At 73.8% G+C, this 25,636-nt stretch carries 26 protein-coding genes and 1 riboswitch; of the genes, 8 read left to right on the top strand and 18 right to left on the bottom strand.

What is annotated here, in order from left to right; all coding sequences use genetic code 11:
- The first annotated feature begins 251 nt into the window (after window positions 1–251).
- Window positions 252–626: an RNA polymerase-binding protein RbpA gene (locus tag ACIQ87_RS20900; RefSeq protein WP_049655293.1), complete on the top strand. Its 375-nt coding sequence runs from the start codon at window positions 252–254 to the stop codon at window positions 624–626.
- A 157-nt stretch (window positions 627–783) separates the two neighbouring features.
- On the opposite strand, the gene fxsA is transcribed toward ACIQ87_RS20900, so the two are convergent.
- From fxsA to ACIQ87_RS20875, 5 genes are all read right to left on the bottom strand, one after another.
- Complete coding sequence (fxsA, locus tag ACIQ87_RS20895; RefSeq protein WP_402408733.1) at window positions 784–1,362, bottom strand: FxsA family membrane protein; 579 nt, start codon at window positions 1,360–1,362, stop codon at window positions 784–786.
- Between the two features lie 82 nt (window positions 1,363–1,444).
- On the bottom strand, window positions 1,445–3,064 hold the full coding sequence (gene lnt / locus ACIQ87_RS20890; protein ID WP_402408730.1) for an apolipoprotein N-acyltransferase: 1,620 nt from the start codon (window positions 3,062–3,064) through the stop codon (window positions 1,445–1,447).
- A gap of 148 nt (window positions 3,065–3,212) precedes the next feature.
- A complete protein-coding gene (locus ACIQ87_RS20885; RefSeq protein WP_402408727.1) occupies window positions 3,213–3,665 on the bottom strand; it encodes an N-acetyltransferase in 453 nt (150 codons plus the stop codon).
- Between the two features lie 42 nt (window positions 3,666–3,707).
- Window positions 3,708–5,315: an amidohydrolase gene (locus tag ACIQ87_RS20880; protein ID WP_402408724.1), complete on the bottom strand. Its 1,608-nt coding sequence runs from the start codon at window positions 5,313–5,315 to the stop codon at window positions 3,708–3,710.
- Window positions 5,316–5,365: 50 nt separating this feature from the next.
- Entirely contained in the window at window positions 5,366–5,806 is a 441-nt protein-coding gene (locus ACIQ87_RS20875; RefSeq protein WP_402408721.1) for an Lrp/AsnC family transcriptional regulator, read from the bottom strand.
- Between the two features lie 229 nt (window positions 5,807–6,035).
- Between ACIQ87_RS20875 and ACIQ87_RS20870 the strand changes: the two genes are divergently transcribed.
- On the top strand, window positions 6,036–6,554 hold the full coding sequence (locus ACIQ87_RS20870) for a hypothetical protein (RefSeq protein ID WP_402408718.1): 519 nt from the start codon (window positions 6,036–6,038) through the stop codon (window positions 6,552–6,554).
- Between the two features lie 74 nt (window positions 6,555–6,628).
- Here ACIQ87_RS20870 and ACIQ87_RS20865 read toward each other — a convergent pair whose 3' ends face one another.
- Window positions 6,629–7,792: an acyl-CoA dehydrogenase family protein gene (locus tag ACIQ87_RS20865; RefSeq protein ID WP_402408715.1), complete on the bottom strand. Its 1,164-nt coding sequence runs from the start codon at window positions 7,790–7,792 to the stop codon at window positions 6,629–6,631.
- A 211-nt stretch (window positions 7,793–8,003) separates the two neighbouring features.
- Between ACIQ87_RS20865 and ACIQ87_RS20860 the strand changes: the two genes are divergently transcribed.
- On the top strand, window positions 8,004–8,660 hold the full coding sequence (locus tag ACIQ87_RS20860; protein ID WP_402408712.1) for a uridine kinase: 657 nt from the start codon (window positions 8,004–8,006) through the stop codon (window positions 8,658–8,660).
- A gap of 387 nt (window positions 8,661–9,047) precedes the next feature.
- Window positions 9,048–11,189, top strand: a complete 2,142-nt coding sequence (locus ACIQ87_RS20855; RefSeq protein ID WP_402409026.1) for an AAA family ATPase — start codon at window positions 9,048–9,050, stop codon at window positions 11,187–11,189.
- 51 nt (window positions 11,190–11,240) lie between these two features.
- Here the strand turns inward: ACIQ87_RS20855 and ACIQ87_RS20850 are convergent, their stop codons facing one another.
- From ACIQ87_RS20850 to ACIQ87_RS20800, 11 genes are all read right to left on the bottom strand, one after another.
- Complete coding sequence (locus ACIQ87_RS20850) at window positions 11,241–12,227, bottom strand: NAD-dependent epimerase/dehydratase family protein (protein ID WP_402408709.1); 987 nt, start codon at window positions 12,225–12,227, stop codon at window positions 11,241–11,243.
- 106 nt (window positions 12,228–12,333) lie between these two features.
- The gene (locus tag ACIQ87_RS20845; RefSeq protein WP_402408706.1) at window positions 12,334–13,380 is read right to left on the bottom strand and encodes a hemolysin family protein; all 1,047 of its coding nucleotides are present in this window, start codon (window positions 13,378–13,380) and stop codon (window positions 12,334–12,336) included.
- Window positions 13,377–14,720 (bottom strand): hemolysin family protein, encoded by a 1,344-nt coding sequence (locus ACIQ87_RS20840; RefSeq protein WP_402408703.1) that lies wholly within the window; start codon window positions 14,718–14,720, stop codon window positions 13,377–13,379. Before ACIQ87_RS20840 ends, ACIQ87_RS20845 begins: the two co-directional genes overlap by 4 nt.
- Window positions 14,721–14,987: 267 nt before the next feature.
- Window positions 14,988–15,428 carry a PH domain-containing protein gene (locus ACIQ87_RS20835; RefSeq protein WP_402408700.1) on the bottom strand — a complete coding sequence of 147 codons (441 nt, stop codon included), beginning with the start codon at window positions 15,426–15,428 and terminating at the stop codon, window positions 14,988–14,990.
- 157 nt (window positions 15,429–15,585) lie between these two features.
- Window positions 15,586–16,434: an ATP phosphoribosyltransferase gene (gene hisG, locus ACIQ87_RS20830; protein ID WP_392879938.1), complete on the bottom strand. Its 849-nt coding sequence runs from the start codon at window positions 16,432–16,434 to the stop codon at window positions 15,586–15,588.
- Window positions 16,435–16,491: 57 nt separating this feature from the next.
- Window positions 16,492–16,764 carry a phosphoribosyl-ATP diphosphatase gene (locus tag ACIQ87_RS20825; RefSeq protein ID WP_097238956.1) on the bottom strand — a complete coding sequence of 91 codons (273 nt, stop codon included), beginning with the start codon at window positions 16,762–16,764 and terminating at the stop codon, window positions 16,492–16,494.
- Window positions 16,765–16,866: 102 nt separating this feature from the next.
- Window positions 16,867–17,340, bottom strand: a complete 474-nt coding sequence (ribH, locus tag ACIQ87_RS20820; RefSeq protein ID WP_402408695.1) for a 6,7-dimethyl-8-ribityllumazine synthase — start codon at window positions 17,338–17,340, stop codon at window positions 16,867–16,869.
- A 127-nt stretch (window positions 17,341–17,467) separates the two neighbouring features.
- The gene (locus ACIQ87_RS20815) at window positions 17,468–18,784 is read right to left on the bottom strand and encodes a bifunctional 3,4-dihydroxy-2-butanone-4-phosphate synthase/GTP cyclohydrolase II (RefSeq protein ID WP_402409024.1); all 1,317 of its coding nucleotides are present in this window, start codon (window positions 18,782–18,784) and stop codon (window positions 17,468–17,470) included.
- 5 nt (window positions 18,785–18,789) lie between these two features.
- Complete coding sequence (locus ACIQ87_RS20810; protein ID WP_402408692.1) at window positions 18,790–19,437, bottom strand: nicotinamide riboside transporter PnuC; 648 nt, start codon at window positions 19,435–19,437, stop codon at window positions 18,790–18,792.
- Entirely contained in the window at window positions 19,434–20,189 is a 756-nt protein-coding gene (locus ACIQ87_RS20805) for a riboflavin synthase (protein ID WP_402408689.1), read from the bottom strand. The genes ACIQ87_RS20810 and ACIQ87_RS20805 overlap by 4 nt, the downstream gene beginning before the upstream one ends.
- Before the next feature lie 223 nt (window positions 20,190–20,412).
- A riboswitch (FMN riboswitch) is annotated at window positions 20,413–20,540 on the bottom strand.
- Window positions 20,541–20,682: 142 nt separating this feature from the next.
- Window positions 20,683–20,997 (bottom strand): antibiotic biosynthesis monooxygenase family protein, encoded by a 315-nt coding sequence (locus tag ACIQ87_RS20800; RefSeq protein WP_402408688.1) that lies wholly within the window; start codon window positions 20,995–20,997, stop codon window positions 20,683–20,685.
- 314 nt (window positions 20,998–21,311) lie between these two features.
- Here ACIQ87_RS20800 and ACIQ87_RS20795 point away from each other — a divergent pair, with 314 nt between their 5' ends.
- The gene (locus ACIQ87_RS20795) at window positions 21,312–22,007 is read left to right on the top strand and encodes an MSMEG_1061 family FMN-dependent PPOX-type flavoprotein (RefSeq protein ID WP_402408685.1); all 696 of its coding nucleotides are present in this window, start codon (window positions 21,312–21,314) and stop codon (window positions 22,005–22,007) included.
- Between the two features lie 204 nt (window positions 22,008–22,211).
- Here the strand turns inward: ACIQ87_RS20795 and ACIQ87_RS20790 are convergent, their stop codons facing one another.
- The gene (locus tag ACIQ87_RS20790; RefSeq protein WP_402408682.1) at window positions 22,212–22,400 is read right to left on the bottom strand and encodes a YegP family protein; all 189 of its coding nucleotides are present in this window, start codon (window positions 22,398–22,400) and stop codon (window positions 22,212–22,214) included.
- Between the two features lie 185 nt (window positions 22,401–22,585).
- Here ACIQ87_RS20790 and ACIQ87_RS20785 point away from each other — a divergent pair, with 185 nt between their 5' ends.
- The 3 genes from ACIQ87_RS20785 to ACIQ87_RS20775 all read left to right on the top strand — a co-directional run bounded on the left by ACIQ87_RS20785 (window position 22,586) and on the right by ACIQ87_RS20775 (window position 25,512).
- A complete protein-coding gene (locus ACIQ87_RS20785) occupies window positions 22,586–22,999 on the top strand; it encodes an HIT family protein (protein ID WP_402408679.1) in 414 nt (137 codons plus the stop codon).
- Window positions 23,000–23,194: 195 nt separating this feature from the next.
- On the top strand, window positions 23,195–24,259 hold the full coding sequence (locus tag ACIQ87_RS20780) for a serine hydrolase domain-containing protein (protein WP_402408676.1): 1,065 nt from the start codon (window positions 23,195–23,197) through the stop codon (window positions 24,257–24,259).
- A gap of 620 nt (window positions 24,260–24,879) precedes the next feature.
- On the top strand, window positions 24,880–25,512 hold the full coding sequence (locus ACIQ87_RS20775) for a hypothetical protein (protein ID WP_402408673.1): 633 nt from the start codon (window positions 24,880–24,882) through the stop codon (window positions 25,510–25,512).
- Window positions 25,513–25,636 lie beyond the last annotated feature (124 nt).

Below are 25,636 nucleotides of genomic sequence, written 5' to 3'. Positions count from 1 at the left end.
CCTTCGAATCCCGTCCCGGTAGGCTCGTCACGGAAAGTCCGCACGATCACCAGATGTGAAATAGGTGACACCTGGGGTGATATCACCGGCCAGATGTGACAAATCGGGCGCGGGTGGGTACAAACAGGGGCGGCACTACAAGACGACGCATGTCCCGGGACGGGAATCTTCGTCGGAAGCCGAGCGTTGACCGAACGACGAAGAACAGCGACCACTAGTCCTGTGGGCCATAAGCCCGGGAGGCACGATTCATGAGCGAGCGAGCTCTCCGCGGCACGCGACTCGGGGCCACTAGCTACGAGACCGACCGTGGTATCGATCTGGCTCCCCGCCAGACCGTCGAGTACGCATGTCAGAACGGACACCGTTTCGAGGTTCCTTTCTCGGTCGAGGCGGAGATCCCCGCGACCTGGGAATGTCGCTTCTGTGGCCAGGAGGCGGCACTTCTCGACGGCGACGAGCCGGAGGAGAAGAAGATCAAGCCGACGCGCACCCATTGGGACATGCTGATGGAGCGCCGGACGCGCGAGGAGCTGGAGGAGGTGCTGGCCGAACGGCTGGCCGTGCTCCGCTCCGGTGGGATGAACCTCGCGGTGCACCCGCGGGACACCCGTAAGAGCGCCTGACACCTCGCTCCCGCCCCGAGCGGGAGGACGCGAAAAGGGACCCTGGTCACCAGGGTCCCTTTCGCGTTGTCCGGCACGGGCCGGGAGCCGTCGCCGGGCGAGGGACGGGCCGCCCGGGGCGGCGTGCGCCCCGGGCGGCCCGGCGGGGACGGTCGGATCAGCCCGAGATCGGCGGGCGGTAGGTGGTGTCCGGGCCCTGCGGGCCGCGCGGGCCGGAGTCCTGGTCCACGACCTCGCCCTGGATCACCTTCCCGTCCGGGCGGTGGATGCGCAGCTGCTCCTGGAGCCGCATCGCGTCCGCGAACGGGTCGGTGCCGGCCGGCGAGGCGCTGCGCAGCGCCTTGTCCGCGACCCGGCGCCCGACCGCCCGCCACAGCGCCCGGGTGGGCGGGAAGAGCAGGGTCAGCGCCGCCAGGTCCGACAGGAAACCGGGGACGATCAGCAGCACGCCGGCCAGCACCGTCATGCTGGTGCCGGTCTGTGGCTGCTCGGACTGCGGGTTCTTGCTCTGCTCGACCGCCGCCGAGAACGCCTTCAGCCCGGCCCGCTTGATCAGCGAGCCGCCGACCAGGGCGCCGCCGATGAGCAGCAGCAGGACGGTGAAGCCGCCCAGCCACGAGCCGACCTGGACCAGCAGCCAGATCTCCAGCACCAGCCAGGCGGTGATCAGCAGCGGCAGCACCCGGCGGAGCCTGCTACGCGGGGCCGGACGGGTGGGGGTAGCTTGCTGGGTCACGATACGAATCCACTCCAGGCGGTGCTCTGCGCGCCGCACGGGAGGTCCGGGCCGGCTACGGCACCACCTGGTCCAACGATTCCTACTCGGCCGGTGTTCCGGCGCCCGGCTTCCTGCGGCGGCCGACGAGCACGGCCGCGCCGCAGGCCAGCAGGCCTCCGAGGGCCAGCGTCCACTCCGGGGCGGCACCGACCCGGTCGGCGACCGTGGTGCCGTCGCGCAGCGGGACGGTGGCCGACAGCTCGGCCGCCGTCAGCTCCTCGGTGCGCTGCTGGACGCTGCCGTCCGGAGCGATCACCGCGCTGATGCCGCTGGTCGCGGCGATCAGCACCGCCCGGCCGTGCTCGACGGCCCGCAGCCGGCTCATCGCCAGCTGCTGCTCGGGCTGGCCGGTCTTGGCGTACGTCGCGTTGTTGGTCTGGACGACCAGCACCCGGGCGCCGCTGTCCACGGTGTCGCGGACGATCTCGTCGTAGGCGACCTCGAAGCAGATCACGTCGCCGATCCGGGCCGGGCCGAGCTGCATCACGCCGTTGTGGTCGCCGGGGTAGAAGTCCCGGGCGACCCGCTGGAGGCGGGTGATGACCGTCATCAGCTGGGCGCGGAAGGGGACGTACTCGCCGAACGGGACGGGGTGCTGCTTGGTGTAGGAGGCGCCGGGGCCGGTGGCCGGGTCCCAGACGATGCCCTCGTTCTGGACGTGCTGCGCGTCCGGTCCGTCCACCAGGGTGCCCACCAGGGTGGGCACCCCGATCGCCTTGACCGCCTCGTCGATCCGCAGGCGGGCCAGCGGGTCGCTGAACGGGTCGAGGTCGGAGGAGTTCTCCGGCCAGATCACGATGTCGGGGCGCTCGACCTTGCCGGCCCTGATGTCGGCGGCGAGCCGCTCGGTGGCCGAGGCGTGGTTGTTGAGGACCATCATCGGGCGGCCCAGGAAGTCCATGCCCGGGTTGGGCACGTTGCCCTGGACGATGGCGACCTTGACGGTGTCGGCGGCGGCCGTGGGCACCGGGACGAGGTAGCCGGCCAGCAGCGCGGCCACCGCGCCGAGCGCCGCCAGCGCGGCGGCCTTCGGGGCCTTCGCCGGCCCGCGCAGGCGCAGTGCGGCCCAGGCCAGCAGGGCGCCGGACAGGGCGACCGCGAAGGTCACCAGCGGGGCGCCGCCGAGCGCGGCCAGCGGGGTGTACGGGGTGGCGGTGTTGGCGAAGGCGAGCCGGCCCCAGGGGAAGCCGCCGAGCGGCAGCCGGTCGCGGGCCCACTCCTGGGTGATCCACAGGCAGGCCGCCCAGAGCGGCCAGCCGGGCAGCCGGGAGGTGACGGCCAGCGCGCCGCCGAGCAGGGCCAGGAACAGCGCCTCCACGACGGACAGGCCGATCGTGGCGTCCCAGCCGACCACCCGCAGCCAGCTGAGCAGCATCAGGAAGAACGGCAGGCCGAAGGCGAAGCCGGTCCACAGCCCCTGGCGGAAGGTGCGGCCCCGGGTGAGCAGCGAGAGCGCGGCGACGCCGAGCAGCGACAGCGGCCACAGGTCGTACGGCGGGAAGGCGAGGGCCAGCAGCAGGCCGGCCAGCGCGGCGAGGCCGGTGCGGGGCAGCCCGGCACGGACCTTGGCGAGCGCGCGGGCTCCGCGGCTCGGTCGGGGCGCCGGCTCCTGCGGCTCGGGGACGGCCTCGGACCGTTCCTGGGTGACGGGAGTGGCCACCGGCGCACCATCTTCCTGGGGCTTGCTGTTCGGACGCTGTGCGAAGAAGGTACCCCGGAACGTCGGTGGCCCGTGAGGTGAGGGTGGTAGGGCTGTGCCACCGGTCGGCTCGGGCCCGGGAGTGACCGGCGGTGCGGCCCCCCGGGGGTCAGCGCGGGGCGTAGCGGAACTCCCGCAGGGGCCACCGGGTGGTGAGCCAGTCGGAGACGGCGCGGTACAGCGGCGCGTCCAGGTGGGCGCGGTCGGCCCGGACCCAGGAGCTGACGGAGACCGCGGACGTGTCCTCGCGGTCCGGGTGGATGTAGACGCAGCCGATCACCTCGTCGCGGTCGGGTTCCAGGACGGTGTAGGTGAAGCCGGTGCGGGCCTCGAAGTCGGCGGCGTGCCGGCGCAGGTCGGCGAGGTTCCGCTCCAGCGGCATCCCGGCGGGGGGCGGCCAGTGGCGGCCGGCCCAGCCGGGGGTGGCGCGGATGTGCTCGATGCTGCCGCTCCAGGCGGCGTGGTCGGAGGCGTTGTGCCGCTCGCCCAGGGGCTCCAGGCGGAACTCCGGGGCGAGCAGCTCGCGCGGGACGGTGAAGTCGGCGGGCACCAGTTCGGTCATGGTGGTCAACCTAGGACGCGGCGGCCCGCCGCTCCACGGGGTTTACCGCTGGTGCACCGTGCGGCCGCGGACCACGGTGCGCAGGCAGGTCGGCAGCGGGTGGCCCGGGGTGAGGTCGGGCAGGCCGGGGGTGCCGGAGCGCGGGTCGGTGGACCAGCCGGCGACCCGGGAGTCCGGGGCCTGGACGACCAGCTCGCCGGCCTCCCAGATCGCGAAGCTGGCGACCGCGCCGGGGACGAGGACGCCGTCCTGGTCCCGGCCGATGGCGCGCCAGCCGCCCCGGGTGTGGGCGGTGAAGGCGGCCCGCACCGAGATCCGGTGGTCCAGGGTCTGGTGGAAGGCGGCGGCCCGCACGGTGCCCCAGGGGTCGAGCGGGGTGACCGGGGCGTCCGAGCCGAAGGCCAGCGGGACGCCGGCCCGCAGCAGCCCGGCGAAGGGGTTGAGGGCGGCCGCCCGCTCGGCGCCCAGGCGCTGGACGTACATGCCCTCGGGGCCGCCCCAGGCGGCGTCGAAGGCGGGCTGGACGGAGGCGGTCAGGCCGAGTTCGGCGAAGGCGGCGACGGCCTCGTCGTCCAGGGCCTCGGCGTGCTCGACGCGGTGGCGCAGGGCCTTGACCCGGCCGGCGCCGACCTTGGCGCCGGCCGCCCGGACGCCCTCGATCACCGCGGCGACGGCCGCGTCGCCGATGGCGTGGAAGCCGGCCTGGAGCCCGGCCTCGGTGCAGGCGGCGACGTGGTCGGCGACCTGCTCGGCGGTCAGGTAGGCGGTGCCGGTGTGCTCCGCGTCGGCGTACGGGTGGTGCAGGCAGGCGGTGTGCGAGCCGAGCGCGCCATCCACGAAGAGATCCCCGCCGGCGCCCACCGCGCCGAGCCTGCGGGCGGTCTCGACGCCGCCCAACTCGCCCCAGTACCCGAAGACTTCGGGCCCCTCGTGCTCGGCGGCCAGGGCCATCAGGGCGGCCAGGTCGGTCTCCGAGGAGATCTCCGGGCCGGCGCACTCGTGCAGGGCGCCGATGCCGAGTTCGGCGGCGCGGGCCAGGGTGGCGCGCTGGGCGCGGCGGCGCTGCTCGGGGGTGAGGTGGGCCAGCGCGGTCTGCCGGACGGCGTGGTGGGCGTCCTTGGTGAGCGGGCCCTCGGGGTCGAAGCCGGGCGCCGCGGCGAGGCCCTCGGTGAGGGTGCGCAGCGCGGTGGTGGCGAGCGCGGAGTGCACGTCGGTGCGGGAGAGGTAGAGCGCGGCGCCGCGGGCGGCGGCGTCGAGTTCGGCCAGCGTGGGCGGGCGGCCCTCGGGCCAGCCGGTCTCGTCCCAGCCGTGGCCGATCAGCACCCCGCCGGCCTCGGGCCGGGCGTCCACGAAGGCGGTGACGGCCTCCAGGGCGGCGGCCAGCGAGGGGCTGCCGGTGAGGTCCAGACCGGTGAGCGCCAGGCCGGTGGCGGTGGCGTGCACGTGGGCGTCCACGAAGGCGGGGGTGACCAGGGCGCCGTCCAGCTCGACGATCTCGTCGGCGGTCGCGGCGTACGCCTCGGCGGCGCCGTCACTGCCGACCCAGGCGACGTGCTCGCCCTCCACGAGCATCGCGGTGGCGAAGGGGTCGGCGGGGCTGTAGACGGCGCCGCCGCGCAGCAGGACGGTCCGGAGATTGCGTTCGGTCATGCGGCCAAGTCTGCACGTCACCGGTTCCCTCACGGAGACCGGCCCGCGGTTCAGAGCTTCGGGGGGCGCGCCTCGTACGGGGTGGACAGCACGACGGTGGTGCGGGTGGAGACGCCGGCGGCGCTGCGGATGCGGGAGAGGAGGTCCTCGAGGTCGCCGGGGGCGCCGACGCGGACCTTCAGTATGTAGTTCTCGTCGCCGGCGACGCTGTGGCAGGCCTCGATCTCGGGCAGGCCGGCCAGCCGCTCGGGGGTGTCGTCCGGGGCGCTCGGGTCGAAGGGCTTGACCGAGATGAACGCGGTCAGTGCCAGGTCGACGGCGTCGGGGTCGATGATCGCGGTGTAGCCGCGGATCACCCCGCGCTGTTCGAGGCGGCGCACCCGCTGGTGCACCGCCGAGGTGGACAGGCCGGTGGCCTTGCCCAGGTCCGTGTAGCTCATCCGGCCGTCTTCGAGGAGCAGCTGGACGATGCGTTGGTCGAGATCCTCCACAGTGCGCAAACCTACCCGGTCGGGAGCACGGGGGGCGCACGCGGTGGCACGGGACAGGACCGCAGGTGCCGGGCGGGCACATGCCGGGCGAATGTGGCATCCGGTGTGGCCAAGGACACACCCGGTGCATCACGGTGCACAGGAGCGCAGGGTTATGAGTCCGGATCACAGGGAAGTGCTGGTTGTGGCCCTGGACGACCACGCCGGGCCCGATCCTAGGGGGATCCTCATGCCTGCTACTGACCAGCGCGTGCTGGGCGCCGACGAGACCGACGATATGACCGACCGCGAGGACCTCGTGGTCGACCACATGCCGGGCACCGACCCGGGCGAGGCGGAGAACTGGGACATCTTCCGGGTCGACTGCCCCGAGTGCCGCCGCCCGATCGCCCTGGTCGCGGACGAGGAGCGGCTGCCGCAGCACGCGCTGCTGCCGACCGCCTGGAACCCCTTCTCCCCCGCGATCTGCCCGGGTTCCGGCACGCCGACGGACGACCTGGCCGAGGTCGAGGCCCCGGAGGACGCCGAGCCGGCCCGGTTCGACACGCTGTTCAAGCTCCCGAGCGGGCTGGACTGGCGGACCCAGCCGTTCTCGCACGCGGTCGCGCACCGGCCGGTGCGGCTCGCCGCGGTCGCCCCCGCTCCGGCGGCGCCCGCCGTCCCGACCGTCGCGGCGCTGCGGGCCGCGATCCCGGAGCAGCGCCGCCGCCGTCCGGCGCTGGCCGGCCGCACCGCCAAGGCGAGCTGACACGCCCCCGGGAACGCCTCCGGCCGTCACTCCGCACCCTGGAGTGACGGCCGGAGGCCGTGTGGGGAAAGGCCTCAGGCCTTCGTGAGGTGGCGGCCGATCACCAGCCGCTGGATCTGGTTGGTGCCCTCGACGATCTGCAGCACCTTGGCCTCGCGCATGTACCGCTCGGCCGGGAAGTCCTGGGTGTAGCCGTAGCCGCCGAGCACCTGGACGGCGTCGGTGGTCACCCGCATCGCCGCGTCGGTGCAGAACAGCTTGGCCATCGCCGCCTCCTTGGAGAACGGCCGGCCGGCGTCCTTCAGCCGGGCCGCGGCCAGGTAGAGCGAGCGGCCGGCCTCGATCTGGGTGGCCATGTCGGCGAGCATGAAGGACAGGCCCTGGAACTCGGCGATGGGGCGCCCGAACTGGCGCCGGGTGCGGGCGTAGTCGACGGCGAGGTCGAGCGCGGCCTGGGCGACGCCTGTCGCGCAGGCGGCGATGCCGAGGCGGCCGGAGTCCAGCGCGGCGAGCGCGATCTGGAAGCCCTGCCCCTCCTCGCCTATCAGCCGCTCGCGGGGCACCCGGGCGCCGTCGAAGTGCAGCTGCGCGGTCGGCGAGGAGCGCATGCCCATCTTGTGCTCCGGCGGGGCCGCGGAGAGGCCCTGCTGGTCGCCGGGGACCAGCAGGCAGCTGATGCCCTTGGGGCCGTCGCCGCCGGTGCGCACCAGGGCGCTGTAGAAGTCGGCCCGGCCGCCGTGGGTGATCCAGGCCTTGGTGCCGTTCACCACGTACGCGTCGCCGTCGAGGTCGGCGCGGGTGCGCAGCGCGGCCGCGTCGGAGCCGGACTGCGGCTCGGAGAGGCAGTAGGCGCCGAGCTGCTCGCCGGAGAGCATGGCGGGCAGCCAGGTGTCGCGCTGCTCGTCGGTGCCGAAGGTGGCCAGCGCGTGGCAGGAGAGGGTGTGCACGCTGACGCCGAGCCCGACGGCCAGCCAGCCGGCCGCGAGCTCCTCCAGCACCTGCAGGTACACCTCGTAGGGCTGTTCGCCGCCGCCGTGCTTCTCGTCGTACGGGAGGGAGAGCAGTCCGGCCTCGCCGAGGGTGCGGAAGACCTCTCGCGGGAAGCGGTCGGCGGCCTCGTCCTCCGCCGCACGGGGCTGGAGCTCGCGCTGGACCAGGTCGCGGGTGAGGCTCAGCAGCTCGCGGGCCTCCTCACTGGGCAGCTGGCGCTCCACGGCTTTCACAGGGGAGGGGGTCATGGCGGTGGTCGCCTCCTCGATCGGGCGCCGGACCGAGGTGTCGGCTGACCCGGCGTGGGTGTGGCTGGTCGGACCGACCGGCACCGGGTTGCGGTGAACGGCCGTTCACAGTCGTGGCGAAGGCGAGTATGCCCGAAACCCGCGTCGGCGTCACGACCTGCACAGATGATCTGTCCGCAGTGGCGGGCTACGGCACCGTAGGGTTGACGTTGTGGCTGCATCCGAACCTTTCCCGCCCCGCCCCCGGCCCGCTCCGGACGACCGGCTGACCGCACTCGCGGCGGAGCTGCGCGCGCTGCCGCCCTCCTGCGGGCCGGTGCGGCTGGTCGCGGTGGACGGGCACGCGGGCTCCGGCAAGACCACCTTCGCCGGGCGGCTGGCGGCGGCGCTCGGCGGGGCCCCGGTGGTCCACCTCGACGACCTGGCCACCCACGACGAGCTCTTCGGCTGGACCGGACGGCTGCGCGAGCAGGTGTTGGAGCCGCTGGCGGCAGGGCGGGACGCCGAGTACCGGGTGTACGACTGGACGCTGCGCCGCTTCGCGGCCACGGCACGGGTGCCGGCCGCCCCGGTGGTGCTGGTGGAGGGGGTCGGCGCCGGGCGGCGGGCGGTGCGGCCCCGGCTGGCCCGGGTGATCTGGATGGAGTTGGACGCCGCCTCGGCCCGGCGGCGCGGCGAGGAGCGGGACGGTCCGGATCTGGCCGAGTTCTGGGCGGGCTGGGCCCGGGCCGAATCGGCGCATTTCGCCGCCGATCCGAGCCGTCCGTACGCCGCGACGCGGGTCGACGGGGTGACCGGCAGGATCGCCCCGCACACCGTGGGTGAACCTTCAACCATCGTCTTGACCTGCGACGTCACCAGGATCTAGGTTCTCCCCAGCCGCCGGAACCACAGCTTCCGGCCGCCTCGGACCCGGCGCCCCCGGCTTGTTCCCCCGTGAGCCGGGGACGCCGTCCGGTCCGTTTCCGAAAGTCGCTCCCCCACCGCCCGTTTCCTCGTCCGAGCGCTCAAGAGCCGCTCGCGCGTTCACATTTGACCCTGTACGGCACCCTTCCGGATCAGCCCCGCGCCGGTACGATTCCTGGCAGGCGCATATGCGCGAAAGGGGTCGACGACCACCGGCCAGGCTGGGCGCAGGCGACTCGCCGGCCGAGCCCCGGCCGCACCGCGGGGGGCGTGAGTGACGACGGTGGACAGTTCCGACAGCACGGCGGGCGGGCCCGACCGGCTCGCCGACCGCGCCTGGCTGCGCGCCATGGACGCGTACACGGCCGGTGCGTACACCCGGGCCGAGGAGGAGTTCCGGGCCGCCGTCCGGCTGGACCCGGGCATGGCCGACGCCTGGCTCGGACTGCACGCGCTGCGCAGCGACACCTCGGCCGCCCTGCTGGCCATGTACCGCCACCAGAACCGGTTCGGCGAGCAGCGGCGGCTGCACCGACGGCCGCTCAGCTCCTGGTACTGGCTGGGCTGGTGGGTGCAACCGGTGCTGGAGGACGCCCGCGACCTCGCGCTGGCACACGCCTCGCACTGGCTGGACGGCCGTCACCTGGCCGAGCTGGACGGGGCGTTGGAGCAGTGCCCGGCACCCGGCGAGGACCCGTCCGCCCGCTTCCTGTACGCCTGCCGGTCCTACCTGCTCAAGGACTGGGAGCAGTTGATCCGGGACACCGACCGGCTGCTGGACGACCCGCTGCTCGGCATCGAGGCCGGGCTGTTCGCCGGCATGGCGCGGGTGCGCCTCGACATGTGCGCCCAGGCGCAGGCCCCGCTGGCCGCCTCGCTGGCCCGCTGCCGCTCCGAGCAGCCGCAGCGCAAGGAGCTGCGGTACTGGCTGGCCCGGGCGTACGAGGGGGCCGGGCGCAGCGCCGCGGCGCTGCCGCTCTACCGGGCGGTGCACCGGGCGGATCCGGCGTTCATGGACGCCGCGGCCCGGCTGGCGGCCATCGAGGCCGAGGACGGGCTGGCGGACGGACTCACCGACGTGCTCGCGGACGGGCTGCCGACGGGCGGGCGCCCGGGGGCCGGCGACGCCGCGGGACCGGGCGGGCCGGGTGTCGACGCCGGGTTTCCGGACGAAGCCGGGTTCGCCGGACTGCCCGGGTACGGCGAGGAGTTCGGGGACTCGGTGGGCGGGCCGAGCGGCGTGACCGTCTCCGGCGACGGGGTGTCGAGCGGCGCCGTGCCGACCGGCGGGCTCCCCAACCGCGGGCCCTCGGTGGACGCCACCCTGGCGGAGGCCGGACCGGTGAACGCCGGACTGATGGACGCCGGACCGGTCGACGCCGGACTGATGGACGCCGGACCGGTCGACGGCCCCCCGGCGGACGGGGCCCTGAACGGTGGCGCCCTGAACGGTGGTGCCCTGGCTGGCGGCGCCCTGCTGGACGGCTCACCGGCCGACGGCGCGCCGCAGGCCGCCGGGGAGCGCTCCGGCTCGGGCGCCCCGCCCGGCGGCGCCGCCGTACCACCCTCGCTGCCCGCCCTCGGCCGGGTGCAGCCCCGCGCCGCCGCCGTGCCCGAGCCCCGGGCCGGCGGCGACGAGCGGGAGCTGGACGCGGCCCTGACGGAACTCTCGCTGATGGTCGGCATGGAGCCGGTCAAGCGCCAAGTGCGGGCACTCTCCGCCCAGTTGAGAATGTCCCGACTGCGGGCCGAACAGGGCCTGCCGGTCCAGCCGCCGAAGCGCCACTTCGTCTTCTCCGGCCCCTCGGGCACCGGGAAGACGACCGTGGCCCGCATCCTCGGCCGGGTCTTCCACGCCCTCGGGCTGCTCTCCGGCGACCACCTGGTGGAGGCCCAACGCGCCGACCTGGTGGGCGAGTTCCTTGGCCAGACCGCCGTGAAGGCGAACGAGCTGATCGACTCCGCGCTGGACGGCGTGCTGTTCATCGACGAGGCGTACAGCCTCTCCAACTCCGGCTACACCAAGGGCGACGCGTACGGCGACGAGGCGCTCCAGGTGCTGCTCAAGCGCGCCGAGGACAACCGGGATCGACTGGTGGTGATCCTGGCCGGCTATCCCGAGGGGATGAACCGGCTGCTCGCCACCAACCCCGGCCTCAACTCCCGCTTCACCACCAGGGTCGACTTCCCCAGCTACCGCCCCGGCGAGCTGACCGCGATCGGCGCGGCGCTGGCCGGCCGGGACGGCGACGGCTGGGACGAGGACGCCGCCGAGGAGCTGGCCAGCATCTGCACCCACGTGGTCCGCGAAGGCTGGATCGACGAGCTGGGCAACGGCCGCTTCATCCGCACCCTGTACGAGAAGTCCTGCGCGTACCGGGACCTGCGGCTGTCGCTGCTGCGGGAGCCGCCGGGCCGGGAGGACCTGGCCACCCTGCGGCTGCCGGACCTGGTCCAGGCGTACGGGGAGCTGATCGACGGCCGGGGCTGACCGACGGCCGGAGCTGACCGGCAGCCGCAGCCGAGCGGGCGGGCGGACCGTTCAGCCCTGGAGGAGCGCGGCCTCCCGGGCCCGGTCCAGCCCGACCGTGGCCCGGTCGGCCCGCTGCGGCGCGCTGCCGCCGATCGACCGCAGCCAGGCCCAGGTGTCCTCGACGGTCTCGGTGACCGGGCGGCAGCGCAGCCCGGCACCCAGCGCGCGCTCGACCGAGCCGGTGTGCAGGAAGTCGTACAGCTCGCCGGGCGCCAGCCAGATCGGCAGCTCGGTCCACGGCTCGACGCCCGCCGCGAGGATCCGCTCCGGGTCCGTCCAGCGCAGTTCGGCGTCCGAGCCGGTGGCCCGTACGCAGGCCTCCAGCAGCTCGCCCATGGTGGCGTGGCCGGACGGGCCGACCAGGTTGTACGGGCCGCCGAGCCGGGCGACCACGGCGTCCAGGGTCCAGGCCGCGAGGTCGCGCACGTCGATGTACTGGAGGGGGAGCTCGCGCGGGCCCGGGGCGAGCACCGGGCCGCCCTCGGCGATCCGGTTGAGCCACCAGGGCAGCCGGCCGATGTCCTCGTACGGGCCGATGATCAGCCCGGCGCGGGCCAGCAGCGCCCGCCCGCCGAACTCCGCCTCCAACGCCAGTTCCGCGCCGCGCTTGGTCTCGGCGTAGGGCACCTCACCGGGGAGGTCCGGGGAGGAGTCGACCACCGGCGCCGCCTCGCCGGCTCCCGGCGCCAGCGGATAGTCGTACACCGACCGGCTGGAGACGTACGCGTAGTGGCCGACCCTGCCGTTGAGGAGGCGGGCGCTGTCGCGCACCGCCGCGGGCGCCCAGGACCAGGTGTCCACCACCGCGTCCCACTCCCCCGTGCCCAGCGCCGCGAGGCCGTCCTCGGCGGTGCGGTCGCCCGTCAGCTGCCGGACGCCCCCGGGCGCGGGCCGCGTGCCGCGGTTGAGGGCCGTCACCTCCCAGCCCCTGGCCAGCGCCTCCTCGGCGACGGCCCGGCCGACGAACTTGGTTCCACCCAGCAGGAGAAGTCTCATGCCCACCACCCTGGTGCCGGGGTGGTGGGCATGGAACGGCTGCCTGCTGTCAGCAGAATCGCCGGGAGCGAACACTCGTCGGTGCGGGCCCGCGCAGGGGCGTTCGTCAGGCCGTGACGCGGTGGTCCGGGTCGTGCATCTCGCCGACCAGCTCCTCCAGCACGTCCTCCAGCATGACCACGCCGAGCGTGCGCCCGTCCTGGTCCAGCACGGCGGCCTGGTGACAGGCGGCCCGGCGCATCGCCCCGAGGGCGTCGTCCAGCGGGAGGCTGCCGCGCAGCACCGTGATCGGCCGCCACAGGCGGGCCGGGACGGGCGCCGACGGGTCCTCCACGTCGAGGATGTCCTTGAGGTGGACGTAGCCGAGGTAGCCGTGGCCGGCCGGGTCCCCGTCGGTGACCGGGAAGCGCGAGAAGCCGGTGCGCAGCGCCAGCTCCTCGACCTCGGCGGCGGTCGCCTTGGTGTCCACGGTGACCAGTTGCTCGGGCTTGAGCAGCACCTCGGTGACCGGGCGGCGGCCCAGCTCCAGGGCGTCCTCCAGGCGTTCCTGGCGGCTCTCGTCGAGCAGGCCGGCGTCCCGGGAGTCCGCCAGCAGGTACATCAGCTGCTCGGTCGTGAAGACCGACTCGACCTCGTCCTTGGCATCCACCCGGAACAGCTTCAGGATGCCGTTGGCGAAGGCGTTCAGCACCCGGATCACCGGGGCGAGCCAGCGGGCCAGCCGGTCCAGCGGCGGGCCGAGCCAGAGCGCGGCCCGCTCGGGGCCGGCCATGGCCATGTTCTTCGGCACCATCTCGCCCATCACCATGTGCAGGAAGACCACGACGGCGAGCGAGATCCCGTACGAGAGCGGGTGCATCAGGCCGGACGGGACGCCGATCGCGTGGAACGGGCCCTCCAGCAGGGAGGCGATGGTCGGCTCGGCGAGGGCACCGAGGCCCAGCGAGCAGACGGTGATGCCGAGCTGGGCGGCGGCCAGCATCGCGGAGACGTTGGACAGCGCGTGCAGCACCGTGCGGGCGCGCTTGTGCCCGGCCTCGGCGAGCGGCTCGATCTGGCTTCGGCGCACCGACACCACGGCGAACTCGGCGCCGACGAAGAAGGCGTTGCCGAGCAGGAGCAGCAGCGCGACGGCCAGTTGCAGGGCGGTCACCGGCTCTCCTCCCGGTCCTCGTCGAACAGCGCGGGCGCGGTGGTGCGCTCCACCCGGACCGCGGTGGTGCGGTGGCGGTCGACACCGGTCACGGTGAAGCGCCAGCCGGGCAGCTCGGCCCGCTCGCCCACCTCGGGGAGCTTGCCGAGCAGGTCGGAGACCAGGCCGGCCAGGGTCTCGTACGGTCCGTCCGGGGCGTTCAGGCCGATCCGTTCCAGCTGGTCGATCCGGGCGCGGCCGTCGGCCTCCCAGACCGGCAGGCCGTCGACGGGCGGCAGCGGCAGCAGCTCGGGGTGGTCCTCGGGGTCGTGCTCGTCCTGCACCTCGCCGACGATCTCCTCCACGATGTCCTCGACGGTGACGACGCCGGCGGTGCCGCCGTACTCGTCGACCACGATGGCCATCGGCTGGAGCCGGCGCAGCCGGTCGAGCAGCCGCTCGGCGGGCAGCGTCTCGGGCACCAGCAGCGGCGGCGAGGCCAGCTCGCCGACCGGGACCAGGCCACGCCGGTCGGCCGGGACGGACAGGGCGTCCTTGAGCGTGACGATGCCGGTGACCTCGTCCAGGCTGTCGGTGTAGACCGGGAAGCGGGACAGGCCGGTGGCCCGGGTCAGGTTGATGACGTCGGAGGCGGTGGCGTTGCGCTGGAGCGCGGCCACGTCCACGCGCGGGGTCATCACGGACTCGGCGGTCAGCTCGCTCAGCGCCAGGGTGCGGACGAACAGGGTCGCCGACTCCTCGTCTATCGCCCCGGCCTTGGCCGAGTGGCGGGCCAGCGAGACCAGCTCGTCCGGGGTACGGGCGTGCCCCAGCTCCTCCTGCGGCTCGACGCCGAAGGCCCGGACGGTCCGGTCGGCGGTGCCGTTCAGGAAGCTGATCAGCGGGCGGCAGGCGAAGGAGAACGCCATGTGCGGGGCGGCGACCGCGCGGGCCACCTGCAGCGGACGGGAGATCGCCCAGTTCTTCGGCACCAGCTCGCCGATCACCATCTGGACGACGGTGGCCAGCACCATGCCGACGACCACGGAGACCCCGCGGACGGCCGAGTCGGGCACGCCGATGCCGGACATCACGGGTGCGAGCAGGGTGGACAGGGCCGGCTCGGCGAGCATGCCGACCACCAGCGAGGTGACGGTGATGCCGAGCTGGGCGCCGGAGAGTTCGAAGGAGAGGTGCCGCAGGGCCCTGGCGACGCGGAGGGACTTGGCGTCGCCCGTCTCGGCGGAGCGCTCCACCTCGCCGCGCTCGACGGTCACGAAGGCGAACTCGGCGGCCACGAACAGGCCGTTGGCGAGGATCAGGAGAACGGCTGCGAGCAACAGCAGCCAGGCGGTGATCACAGTGCCGCCTGCCTTCCGGAGGTCGGAAGCGAGGCGGCGCAGATACTACCGGACGGATCGTCCATCGAGGGGGAGTGTCACTCCTCAGGTCGGGTTCGGGCACTCGATTCGGGGCAGGGCGGACTTTGCCCCGCTTTTACCAGCGTAGACCATACCCGGATGGGCGAAAGAAGGCCGTTCGGCCCACCGGGGCCACGGAACCGCAGGTGGGAGGCGGCCCCGCGCTCGGGCCCCGGCTCGTTCACGGGCTCGGAGCCGGGTGTGGGCTCAGCCCCGGGCGTGCTGTTCGACCAGGTCGCGCAGCGCGCGGGCGTCCGCGATCGCCTGGGCCTTGCCGACTCCGGGCTGGATGCCCACCGCGGCGAGCGAGGTGCCGTCGGAGAGGTCGAGGGTGGCCCACGGGTCGCCCTGGCGGAGGTTGACCCGGACGATCTCGGCCCAGGCGAGCCGGCGGCGGCGGACGAAGTTGACCACGGTCACGCCGTCCGCGTCGGCGCTCACCCGCGGGCGGGCCAGCATCAGGCCGACGGCGGCGAACAGGACCCCGCTGGCCGTCATCATGATCCGGTCGTTCAGCTGCCAGTTCTCCGGGAGCAGCACGGCCATCGCGGAGAACAGCACCACCAGCAGCACGCAGACCGGCAGCAGCACGGCGCGGGTGCGGCGCGGAGCCCAGGTGACGGGGAACTGGACGGACGGCGTGGACACGTGGGGTCTCCGGGGGTGGTTCTGGTTACGGCAGCACGAGGGGCGGGGACGCGGTCGGCGTCCCCACCCCATTGAACCGTTCTTTACCCGCGGACCGGCGGGCAGGTCACCCGGGCGCGCCGGTCACCGGGCGCGGGGCGCCCGGCGCGCGGGCAGGTCAGAGGCGGCAGGCGTGGATGTTGGTGACCAGGATGGCCCGGGCGCCGATGCCCCACAGGTCGTCCATGATCTGCTGGGCCTCCTTGCGGAGCACCATCGACCGCACCGCGACCCAGCCCTCGGTGTGCAGCGGCGAGACGGTGGGCGACTCCAGGCCCGGGGTCAGCGCGACGGCGGCGCCCACCTTCTCGGCGCGGATGTCGTAGTCCATCAGCACGTAGCGGCGGGCCACCAGTACGCCCTGCAGACGGCGCAGGAACTGCTCCACGCGCGCGTCCTCGCCCGCGCCCTTGGGCCGGATCACCACCGCGTCGGAGACCAGGATCGGGTCGCCGAACACCTCCAGGCCGGCGTTGCGCAGGCTGGTGCCGGTCTCCACCACGTCGGCGATCACGTCGGCGACGCCCAGCTGCACCGCGGTCTCGACCGCGCCGTCCAGCTTGGTGACCGTCGCCTTCACGCCGTGGTCGGCCAGGTGCTGCTCGACCAGGCCGGTGTACGAGGTGGCGATCCGCAGGCCCTCCAGGCCCTTGACGTCCTCGACGTCCACACCCTCGGGACGGGCGAAGCGGAAGGTCGACCCGGCGAAGCCGAGGGCGAGCACCTCCTCGGCGTTGGAGTGCGAGTCCAGCAGCAGGTCGCGGCCGGTGATGCCGACGTCGAGGCGGCCGGAGCCGACGTAGACGGCGATGTCGCGCGGGCGCAGGAAGAAGAACTCCACCTCGTTGTTCGGGTCGACGAGGACGAGCTCCTTGGGGTCCTTCCGCTGGCGGTAGCCGGCCTCATGGAGCATCTCCGCCGCGGGACCCGAGAGAGAACCCTTGTTGGGGACGGCGATGCGCAGCATGGGAGGTTGCTTCCTTACCTGTTGGGAGGATGGGTGTGCTCGGGTGAGCGGGGGTGTCTAGAGGTACTTGTAGACGTCGTCGAGCGTCAGGCCGCGGGCGATCATCATCACCTGCAAGTGGTAGAGGAGCTGCGAGATCTCCTCCGCCGTCTGCTCGTCGGACTGGAACTCGGCGGCCATCCACACTTCGGCGGCCTCCTCGACGACCTTCTTGCCGATCGCATGGACGCCCTGCTGGACGAGCTGCGCGGTACGGGAGGACGAGGGGTCGCCGGTGGCGGCCTTCTGCTGGAGCTCGGCGAAGAGCTCCTCGAATGTCTTCGAAGCCATGATGGGGCCACCTTACGGCGTGCGGGCGGACGGACGGTAAACGGTCCCGGAGCGTGGACAGTCCAGTGGACGTTCCGCGCTCCGGGACCGGGTCGGCCTGGGTCAGAGCGCGGCGCGCAGCGCCACGGCGGTGGCGACGGCGGCGGTGACGGCCTCGTGGCCCTTGTCCTCGGCCGAGCCCGGCAGGCCCGCGCGGTCGATCGCCTGCTCCTCGTTGTCGCAGGTCAGCACACCGAAGCCGACCGGGACGCCGGTGTCCACGCTGACCTGGGTGAGGCCGGAGGTGGCGGCCTGGCAGACGTAGTCGAAGTGCGGGGTGCCACCGCGGATCACCACGCCGAGGGCCACCACGGCGTCGTAGCCGCGCTCGGCGAGGCGCTTGGCGGCGACCGGGAGCTCGAAGGTGCCGGGCACCCGCAGCACGGTCGGCTCGGCGACCCCCAGCTCCTTGAGCGCGCGGTGGGCGCCGTCCAGCAGGCCGTTCATCACGGTGTCGTGCCACTGGGCGGCGACGACGGCGACCTTGAGGTCGGCGGCGCCGTCGATGGTCAGCTGGGGGGCTCCGTGGCCGCTCATGTCTCGTACTTCCTGTCTGTCGTCTGTCGCGGCCTGTCGCTGACTGTCTTCGGTCAGGCTTGGTTCAGGCGCGGTCGGGGTCGGTTCAAGCGCGGTCGGGGTCGGTTCAGGCGCGGTCGGGGTCGGTTCAGGAACCGAGGCCGGGCAGGTCGTGGCCCATCCGGTCGCGCTTGGTCCGCAGGTAGCGCAGGTTGTGCTCGCCGGGCTCGATCTCGACCGCTTCGCGCCCCTTGACCTTGAGCCCGTGGTCGGTGAGCGCGGTCAGCTTCTGCGGGTTGTTGGTGAGCAGGGTGAGCGAGCGGACGCCGAGGTCCACCAGCATCTGGGCCGCGATGCTGTAGTCGCGGGCGTCGGCGGGCAGGCCGAGATCCAGGTTGGCGTCGACGGTGTCCCGGCCCTGCTCCTGGAGCTCGTACGCGCGCAGCTTGTGTGCCAGGCCGATCCCCCGGCCCTCGTGGCCGCGCAGGTACAGCACCACACCGCGCCCGGCCTCGGCGACCTTCCGCAGCGAGGCCTCCAGCTGCGGGCCGCAGTCGCAGCGCAGCGAGCCGAAGACGTCACCGGTCAGGCACTCGGAGTGGACCCGCACCAGGACGTCCTCGTCCTGCGGCAGGCGCCCCTCCGCGTCCAGGCCGCCGGCCACCAGCGCGAGGTGCTCGACGCCGTCGATGGTGCCCTTGTAGCCGACGGCGGTGAACTCCCCGTGCGCGGTGGGCAGGGCGGTGACGGCGGCCCGGTCGACGTGCAGCTCGGTGCGGCGGCGGTAGGCGATCAGGTCCTCGATGGAGATGATCGCGAGGCCGTGCTCGCGGGCGAAGGCGACCAGCTCGGGCAGCCGGGCCATGGTGCCGTCGTCGTTGACCACCTCGGCGATCGCGCCGGCCGGCGGCAGCCCGGCGAGCCGGGCCAGGTCGACGGCGGCCTCGGTGTGGCCGGGGCGGACCAGCACGCCGCCCTCGACGGCGCGCAGCGGGAAGACGTGCCCGGGGCGGGTGAGGTCGCCGGGCTCGGTGCCGGGCGAGGAGAGCAGCCGTACGGTGCGGGCGCGGTCGGCGGCGGAGATGCCGGTGTCGACCCCCTCCCGGGCGTCCACCGAGACGGTGTACGCGGTGCCCTTGCGGTCCTCGTTGACCTGGGTCATCGGCGGGAGCCTGAGGCGGTCCAGCTCCTCGCCGGTCATCGGGGCGCAGATCACGCCGGAGCTGTAGCGGACGGTGAAGGCCATCAGCTCGGCGGTCGCGGCGGAGGCGGCGAAGACGAGGTCGCCCTCGTTCTCCCGGTCCTCGTCGTCGACCACGACCACGGCGCGGCCGAGGGCGATGTCGGCGATCGCCCGCTCGACCGGGTCGAGGACGAGTTCGGGCTCGGCTTGGGGCTGGGACTGGGACTGGGACTGGGGTTCGGGCCGGGTGGCGCCGCTGCTGCTGGACGGGTTCTCGGTCATCTCGGTCATGCCGTGGCTCCCTGGGGGACGGAGGCGGACTTGGCTCGCGACTCACGGGTGCTCAGCCACCAGGACCGCAGGCCGAGCAGCACCAGGACGAAGTAGACGGAGTAGGTGAGGCCGGAGAAGGTGTAGCCGCTGTTGAAGGCGAACGGCACGCCGACCGCGTCGACCGCGATCCAGGCGAACCAGAACTCCACCCAGCCGCGGGCCTGGGCGATCATCGCGGCCAGCGTGCCGACGAAGATGTAGGCGTCCGACCAGGGGCTCCAGGACAGGCTGGGGAAGGACGTGAAGAGCAGGGCGAGCGCGACCGTGCCGACCGCCGTGCCCGTCATCAGCACGAGCCGCTCGGGCCAGCGCGCGAACCGTACGGCGATCGTGCCGCCCTCGCGGCGGCCCCGCTGCCACTGCGCCCAGCCCCAGGAGGCCGTGGCGATCACGATCAGCTGCTTGCCGATCAGGCCGGGGACGTGGCCGCCGAGGTAGGCGGCGATCAGCACCGCGCCGGACAGCAGCTGGACCGGCCAGCTCCAGACCGAGCGGCGCCAGCCGAGCGCGAGCCCGCCGAGGCCGAGGATGTTGCCGATCATGTCGGCCCACTTGACGTGTTCGCCGAGGACGGTGAACGCCTCGCCGCTGAGCCAGCTCACTGGGACTCCCCCGGGGTTCCGCCGACCGGGAGGTCGGACGGGTTGGACTGGTTGGACTGGTTGGACGCGCTGGACGGGTTGGACGCGCTGGGCAGGTCCGACAGGTGGGGCAGACCGGGCAGGGTGCGGGACTCCAGGAGGCGCTCGACGTACTTCGCGAGCACGTCCACCTCCAGGTTCACGCCCTCCCCGACGCCCTTGGCGCCGAGCGTGGTCAGCGCGAGGGTGGTCGGGATGAGGCTGACGGTGAAGCTGTCCTTCGCGGCCTCCACCACGGTGAGGCTGACGCCGTCGACGGTGATCGAGCCCTTCTCCACCAGGTAACGGGAGATGCTCTCGGGCAGCGAGAACCGCAGCACCTCCCAGCGCAGGTCGCCCGCCGCGTCGCGCTCGCCGGGCTCGCGGCTCAACAGCCGCCCGGTGGCGTCGACATGGCCCTGGACGAGGTGGCCGCCCAGCCGGGCGCCGAGCGCCATGGCACGCTCCAGGTTGACCCTGGAGCCGGGCGCCAGCTCGCCGAGGCTGGAGCGGTGCAGCGTCTCGGCCATCACGTCGGCGCTGAACTCGCCGGTGCCGGCGGCCAGTTCGTCCGCGCTGTCGACGACGGTCAGGCACACGCCATTGACCGCGATGGAGTCGCCGTGCCGGGCGCCCGTACAGACCACCGGGCCGCGCAGACGGATCCGCGAGGAGTCGCCGATCTCCTGGATCGACACGACCTCGCCGAGCTCTTCGATGATGCCGGTGAACACCCGGGTCTCCTCGCGCTTGGGGCGCGGACTCCGGGGCGGCATGGGAGATGACACGGACGGGCACCGGTACACGGGCCCGGGGCACGACCCGTCGCCGGGGATGCCGAGGCCACCGGGAGATCGCTCGCCCGGCACGGGAGACACCGCTCCCGTCGTTCACCTGACCGGGGCCCGGGAGGCAGTCTCCTGCCACTGGACCCACGGGTACTGCTCTTCGTCCGCCCGCGCACGCCTCCCATCCGGACTTTAACCGTCGGTCCAGGAATTTCACCTGGTCAACCGGCCGCTGGCTGCGGACGGGTCGCGGACTGTAACCGCCGGTTCGGATTTTCACCGACCCCGGAGTGCGCTGAACGTCACTGCTTGATGCCGTCATTGTGCCACGGACGGCGCAACGGCAGGGAGACCCTCGTGCTGTGGCCTGTTTCACGGGCCCGCGGGGAATGCGCGGCAAGCAGCGAGGTGCGGCGGGCGCCCCGGGGTGGGCGGGCGCTCATGGGGAGGCGGGCTCGGTGATCGAGGTGAAGTGGGTGACCTCCGGCGGGTGGGCGAGGTAGCTCAACTCGCCCTCCGACCAGACCGGCCGGATCCGCCACATCGGCCCCGCGTACCCGCGCAGGGCCTCCTCGTCGCGCCAGCGGCTCAGCACCAGCACCCTCTGCCCGTCCTCGGACACCGAGCGCAGCAGCTCGCCGCCGAAGCAGCCGTCGATCCGCCCGAGCTGCGGGATCACCTGGGCGGCCAGGTGCGCGCAGAACTCCTCGATGCGCCCGGCCAGGACCTGCCCGGTCCAGATTCTGACGATCACGACCACCACCTCCGGCTGCGGCTGGCGTCCCTCCCCCGGTCCCGCTGGCCCTCGGCCCGGTGGTCTCCCTGACCGGCTCGTCGCCGACCTGCTGGTCGCCGACCTGTCGGTCGGTGATCTGCTGGTCGGTGATCTGCCGCCCGCTGACGCGGTGGGCTCCGACCCAGCGGTCCCTGGCCCCCATTATGGGCGGAAAACCGCTGGTGGGGAGGGGTGGGGAGAGGATTTCGCGAAGGGCGGCGGCGGGGCGCCGAAGGGTGACCGGGGCAGCGGCGGGACGGGGACCGTCGGGCGGCCTCGACTACATTTCCGATATGACGACCACACCGGAATCTGCCGTTTCGTCAACCACCGTGCCGAACCTGCCGGGCAGGCTGTTCGACGCCCTCCACGCGGGCGCGCTCAGCGACCCCGCCCAGCTGCGCGAGATCTACGAGCAGCCGGGCGACCAGGCGCGCCGCAAGCAGGTCGACCACCTGCACGACGTCGCCCGGCGCCTGATCGCCTGCTCCCCGCTGGTGTTCGTGGCCAGCTCGGACGCCGCCGGGCGCTGCGACGTCTCCCCGCGCGGCGGGCCGGCCGGGCTGGTCTCGGTGCTCGACGAGTACACCCTGGCCATTCCGGACGCCACCGGCAACAAGCGGTTGGACACCCTGCACAACATCCTGGAGACCGGCCGGGTCGGGCTGCTCTTCGTCGTCCCCGGCCGGGACTCCACGCTGCGGGTCAACGGGCGGGCCTGCGTCTCGACCGACCCTGAGCTGCTGCGGCAGCTGACGGCCGTCGGCAAGCCGCCGCGCAGCGCGATCGTGGTCGCCGTCGAGGAGGTGTACGGGCACTGTCCGAAGGCCTTCCTGCGGTCCTCGGCGTGGAAGCCGGAGAACTGGCTCGCCACGGACGCGCAGCCGAGTTCGGCGGAGGTCACGCTCTCGCACCTGCGGGACGAGTCGCTGACGCTGGAGATCATCGAACAGCACGAGCGGGAGGCGCTGCTGTACCGGTACGAGTGAGGCAGCGGGGGGGTGCGGGGGTGGCGGGGCTGCGGGGGCTTCGCTCCTCGCGGGTGCCCGGCGGCCGGTCCGGACGGGCCGGGTGCCGGGCGGCGGGCCTGTCCAGCACCGGGCGGCGCGCTCGGGCCGTGTCGTTCGACCCGGCGGCGTCGGGCCCAGGCCGCGTCGGACCCAGGCCGCGTCGGGCTCAGGCCCCCTTGGGGCTCAGGCCGCCTTGGGAACGTCCACCACGGTCGCGCCGTCGGCGGCCCGCTGGACCGCCTGGACGCCCTTGCGGGCGGCGTCCTTGCCGGCGTGGCCCTGGCCGGTGGCGACGATCTCGCCGTTGACCACCTTGAGCCGGAACGGGTACTTGCCACCGGCGTCCTGGTAGATCTCGAACTTGCCCGACATCCGGGCCACCTCCTCACGGGGCCTCCTCGCGGACCGGACGCTCGATGCGCCCGCCGTCGGGCCCCGGCGCCACCGTGCGCCCGGCACCGGGGCGGCCGCACCCGGGCGACAGCGGGACGGGTGAAGCGGGATCCACGGGGGTTTGCGGGGGTGCCGGGACGGCCGCCGGTGGTTTGAATGGACGGATGGACTGCGTCTTCTGTGCGGTCGTGGCGGGCGAGGAACCCGCACACCGGGTGCTGGACGACGAGGCGGCGGTCGCCTTCCTGGACCGCCGGCCGCTCTTCCCCGGGCACGTCCTGGTCGTCCCGCGCACCCACCACCCGACGCTGGCCGACCTGCCGGCCGCCGAGGTCGGGCCGTTCTTCCTGCGGGTGCAGCGGGTGGCGGCGGCCGTCGAGCGCGGCCTGGGGGCCGCGGGCACCTTCGTGGCGGCGAACAACCGGATCAGCCAGTCGGTGCCGCACCTGCACGTCCACGTGGTGCCGCGCAATCCGAAGGACGGACTGCGCGGGTTCTTCTGGCCGCGGCGGCGGTACCCGGACGAGGCGGGGGCGGCGGAGGTCGCGGCCCGGCTGCGGTCGGCGCTGGAGGACTGAGCGAGGCGCGAGGGGTACCGAAGGGGGCCGGCAGGGCGCCGACAGGGGGACGGAGGGGCTACCGGAGGGGGACGGGACGAGGCGCCGAGGGTGTACGGGCTCCGCCGGGGTGTACGTCCACGGGAGCATCGGCGGGGGTGGATATCGTTTTCCGGGCGGACGATCCGGCCGGTCGGGGCACCTAGGCTCGCGACCATGAACGAACTCGCCTGCCTCGTGCAGCAGACGGCCGACCGGCTCGCGGGCCGACACGTCGGGGCGGTGGTCGCCGGGCTGGCCGGCGGCGAGGTGGAGATCCGTGGCGCCGGGCGGACCGGGCCGGGCGGCGGGGTTCCCGGGCCGCACACGCTGTTCGACATAGGTTCCGTCACCAAGGTGTTCACCTCTCTGGTGCTCGCGCGGCTGGCCCTCGACGGTGCGGTCCGGCTGGACGAGCCGCTCGCCGAGGTGCTCACCGGGGCCTCGGACGGGCGGGCCGTCGTCCCGGCCAAGGGTCCGCAGGCGATCACCCTGCGGCACCTCGCCACCCACACCTCGGGGCTCCCCCGGCTGCCCCGGGGCATGGTGAGGCAGTCGCTGCTGTCCCCCAACAAGGCCGATCCGTACGCCGATTGCACCGTCGAGCGGGTGCTCGACGGGCTCGCCAGGACGCGGCTGCGGGCCGCGCCCGGCCGGGGCTTCCGCTACTCCAACCTCGGCGCGGGCCTGCTCGGCCTGGCCCTCGCGCAGCGCTCCGGCATCGGGTACGAGGAGTTGGTGGCGCGCGAGGTCTGCGCACCGCTGGGCCTGGTGGACACCTGTGTGCGGCCGGACGGGGAGCGGTCCGCGCGGCTGGCGCACGGGCACACCCCGGGCGGCCGGCCGGTGCCGCACTGGAGCTTCGCGGCCGTGCCCGGCATGGGTGGGCTCCGGTCGACCGCCGCCGACCTGGTGGTGTTCCTGCGCGCCCAACTGGCCGCCGAGCGCTCGCCGGACGCGCCGCTGTCACCGGCGATCGCGCTCACCCGGGAGACCCGCCACCGGGTCAACCCGTTCGCCTGGACGCACCTGGGGTGGCTCGGGCACCGGCTGAACACCCAGCAGGGCGGGCACCTCCAGGTCTGGCACAACGGGGGCACGGGCGGGTTCCGTTCGTTCGTGGCCTTCGACCCGGAGAAGCAGGTGGGCGTGGTGGTGCTGGTCAACACCCGCCGGTCGGCCGATCCGGCGGGCACGGCGCTGCTGCGCCGGTTGCAGAACGGGTTCGCGACGGCGGGGTGAGGGCGCGGGGCTCCGCCCTTCCGCCGGATGTGCCGATCGGCACTGCCGCCGGGCCCGTCGAGGAGTCGATCCTGAGCATCCGATGGTTGCGGCTCCCCCGAGGGGCCCGTGGAACGGAAGGAGCTCGGTGTGGCGGCTGTGCTTCCGGCGGTCGTGCTGTCGACGGCCGTGCTTCCGGCGGCCGTGCTGCGGCCCGGGCGGGCGTCGGCTTCCGGGCAGGGGTTGGCGCCCTGGCAGGCGTTGGCGCCCGGCCCGGGAGGCGCCGGTCCCGTTCGGCGCCACCCCAGTGACGGGAGCGCTCGGCCGGGGCGCGATGATGGCGGGGGCGATTCGGGCCAAAACGTGCTGATTGGCACTGTCGCCAGGGGCGACGAGCGGTCGATGCTGGGGATCCGTCAGTCGCGGTTCCGACAGGGGAATCGACCGAGCGAAAGGGGGCCGACATGGCGGTGACGTGGTCGCCGACACGGGTGCGGTCGGCCGGTGCCACCAATGCGGCCGAGATGGCCGGTTCGGCCGGCCCAGTCGGTTCCGACGGTCGGCTCGGCCCGGTGGTGCGGGTGTACCGGCGCTTCCGGCCGCTGTCCCGGTCGGCACGGGTGTGGTTGCACTCCTGCGGGGTGGCCCTCTCCCTGGCGGTCTGTCTGACACTCGGCGACTGGTGGCCCGCACCCCTGCTGGCCGCCGTCGCGGTGGTGGCGGTGACAGCGTACGAGCGGCTGCGGCCGTCACGCGGGCTGCGGTCCGTGCGGGTCCACGAGGGCGGGCTGGTGCTGGTCTCGGCCGGTGGCGGCGAGGAGTCGTTGCCCTGGTCCGCGGTGGAGGCCACGGAGTACTCCCCCGGAGGGCCTCGCGGGGTGCACGAGTACGGGCGAATATGGCCGGCGGGCGCGGACGAGCCGCTGGTGCTGGCGCACCTGCGCGGGCTGGGCGGGCTTTTCCGGGAGCTGGAGGAGCGCCTCTCCCCCGGGTTCCGGGCCGCACTGCACGAGACGCTGCGCACCGAGGGGAGCGTCCGCTTCGGACGGGGGCGGCTGACGGTGACGGCCCACGGGCTGGTGTACCGGCCACCGCACCCGCTCGCCGCGACGGAGGCCCACCGGTGGCCGGAGGTGCGCGCGGCCCGGGCGTCCGGCCTGGGCGAGTTGGAGATCCGGACGCACTCGGCCGGCCTGCCGCTCACCTTCCCGATGCCCAACGCCCGTGCGGCCGCGGACTTCCTGGAGGACCTCCGGAAGGCTTCCGCCGGCTGACCTACCGTCGGACGACCGTCCGCGGATGGCCGCCCGCAGATGGCCGCCCGCCCGAGCCCGCCGCTCCTCAAGGCCACCCCTAAGGGGCGCCATGGCCCCATCCCGGAAGGGATCAGTACACCGC

The sequence above is a fragment of the Kitasatospora sp. NPDC096204 genome, from assembly GCF_044763205.1.
Lineage (GTDB): Bacteria > Actinomycetota > Actinomycetes > Streptomycetales > Streptomycetaceae > Kitasatospora.
This window is presented reverse-complemented; position numbering and strand designations above follow the sequence as displayed.

Bases quoted from the DNA above. Each gene is read 5' to 3' on its own strand.
- ACIQ87_RS20900 (WP_049655293.1), top strand. From the start codon at position 252: ATGAGCGAGCGAGCTCTCCGCGGCACGCGACTCGGGGCCACTAGCTAC.
- ACIQ87_RS20880 (WP_402408724.1), bottom strand. From the start codon at position 5,315: ATGACCGAACGCAATCTCCGGACCGTCCTGCTGCGCGGCGGCGCCGTC.
- ACIQ87_RS20785 (WP_402408679.1), top strand. From the start codon at position 22,586: ATGGACTGCGTCTTCTGTGCGGTCGTGGCGGGCGAGGAACCCGCACAC.
- hisG (WP_392879938.1), bottom strand. From the start codon at position 16,434: ATGCTGCGCATCGCCGTCCCCAACAAGGGTTCTCTCTCGGGTCCCGCG.
- ACIQ87_RS20865 (WP_402408715.1), bottom strand. From the start codon at position 7,792: ATGACCCCCTCCCCTGTGAAAGCCGTGGAGCGCCAGCTGCCCAGTGAG.
- ribH (WP_402408695.1), bottom strand. From the start codon at position 17,340: ATGAGCGGCCACGGAGCCCCCCAGCTGACCATCGACGGCGCCGCCGAC.
- ACIQ87_RS20780 (WP_402408676.1), top strand. From the start codon at position 23,195: ATGAACGAACTCGCCTGCCTCGTGCAGCAGACGGCCGACCGGCTCGCG.
- ACIQ87_RS20815 (WP_402409024.1), bottom strand. From the start codon at position 18,784: ATGACCGAGAACCCGTCCAGCAGCAGCGGCGCCACCCGGCCCGAACCC.
- ACIQ87_RS20795 (WP_402408685.1), top strand. From the start codon at position 21,312: ATGACGACCACACCGGAATCTGCCGTTTCGTCAACCACCGTGCCGAAC.
- ACIQ87_RS20885 (WP_402408727.1), bottom strand. From the start codon at position 3,665: ATGACCGAACTGGTGCCCGCCGACTTCACCGTCCCGCGCGAGCTGCTC.
- ACIQ87_RS20825 (WP_097238956.1), bottom strand. From the start codon at position 16,764: ATGGCTTCGAAGACATTCGAGGAGCTCTTCGCCGAGCTCCAGCAGAAG.
- ACIQ87_RS20790 (WP_402408682.1), bottom strand. From the start codon at position 22,400: ATGTCGGGCAAGTTCGAGATCTACCAGGACGCCGGTGGCAAGTACCCG.
- ACIQ87_RS20850 (WP_402408709.1), bottom strand. From the start codon at position 12,227: ATGAGACTTCTCCTGCTGGGTGGAACCAAGTTCGTCGGCCGGGCCGTC.
- ACIQ87_RS20870 (WP_402408718.1), top strand. From the start codon at position 6,036: ATGCCTGCTACTGACCAGCGCGTGCTGGGCGCCGACGAGACCGACGAT.
- ACIQ87_RS20855 (WP_402409026.1), top strand. From the start codon at position 9,048: ATGGACGCGTACACGGCCGGTGCGTACACCCGGGCCGAGGAGGAGTTC.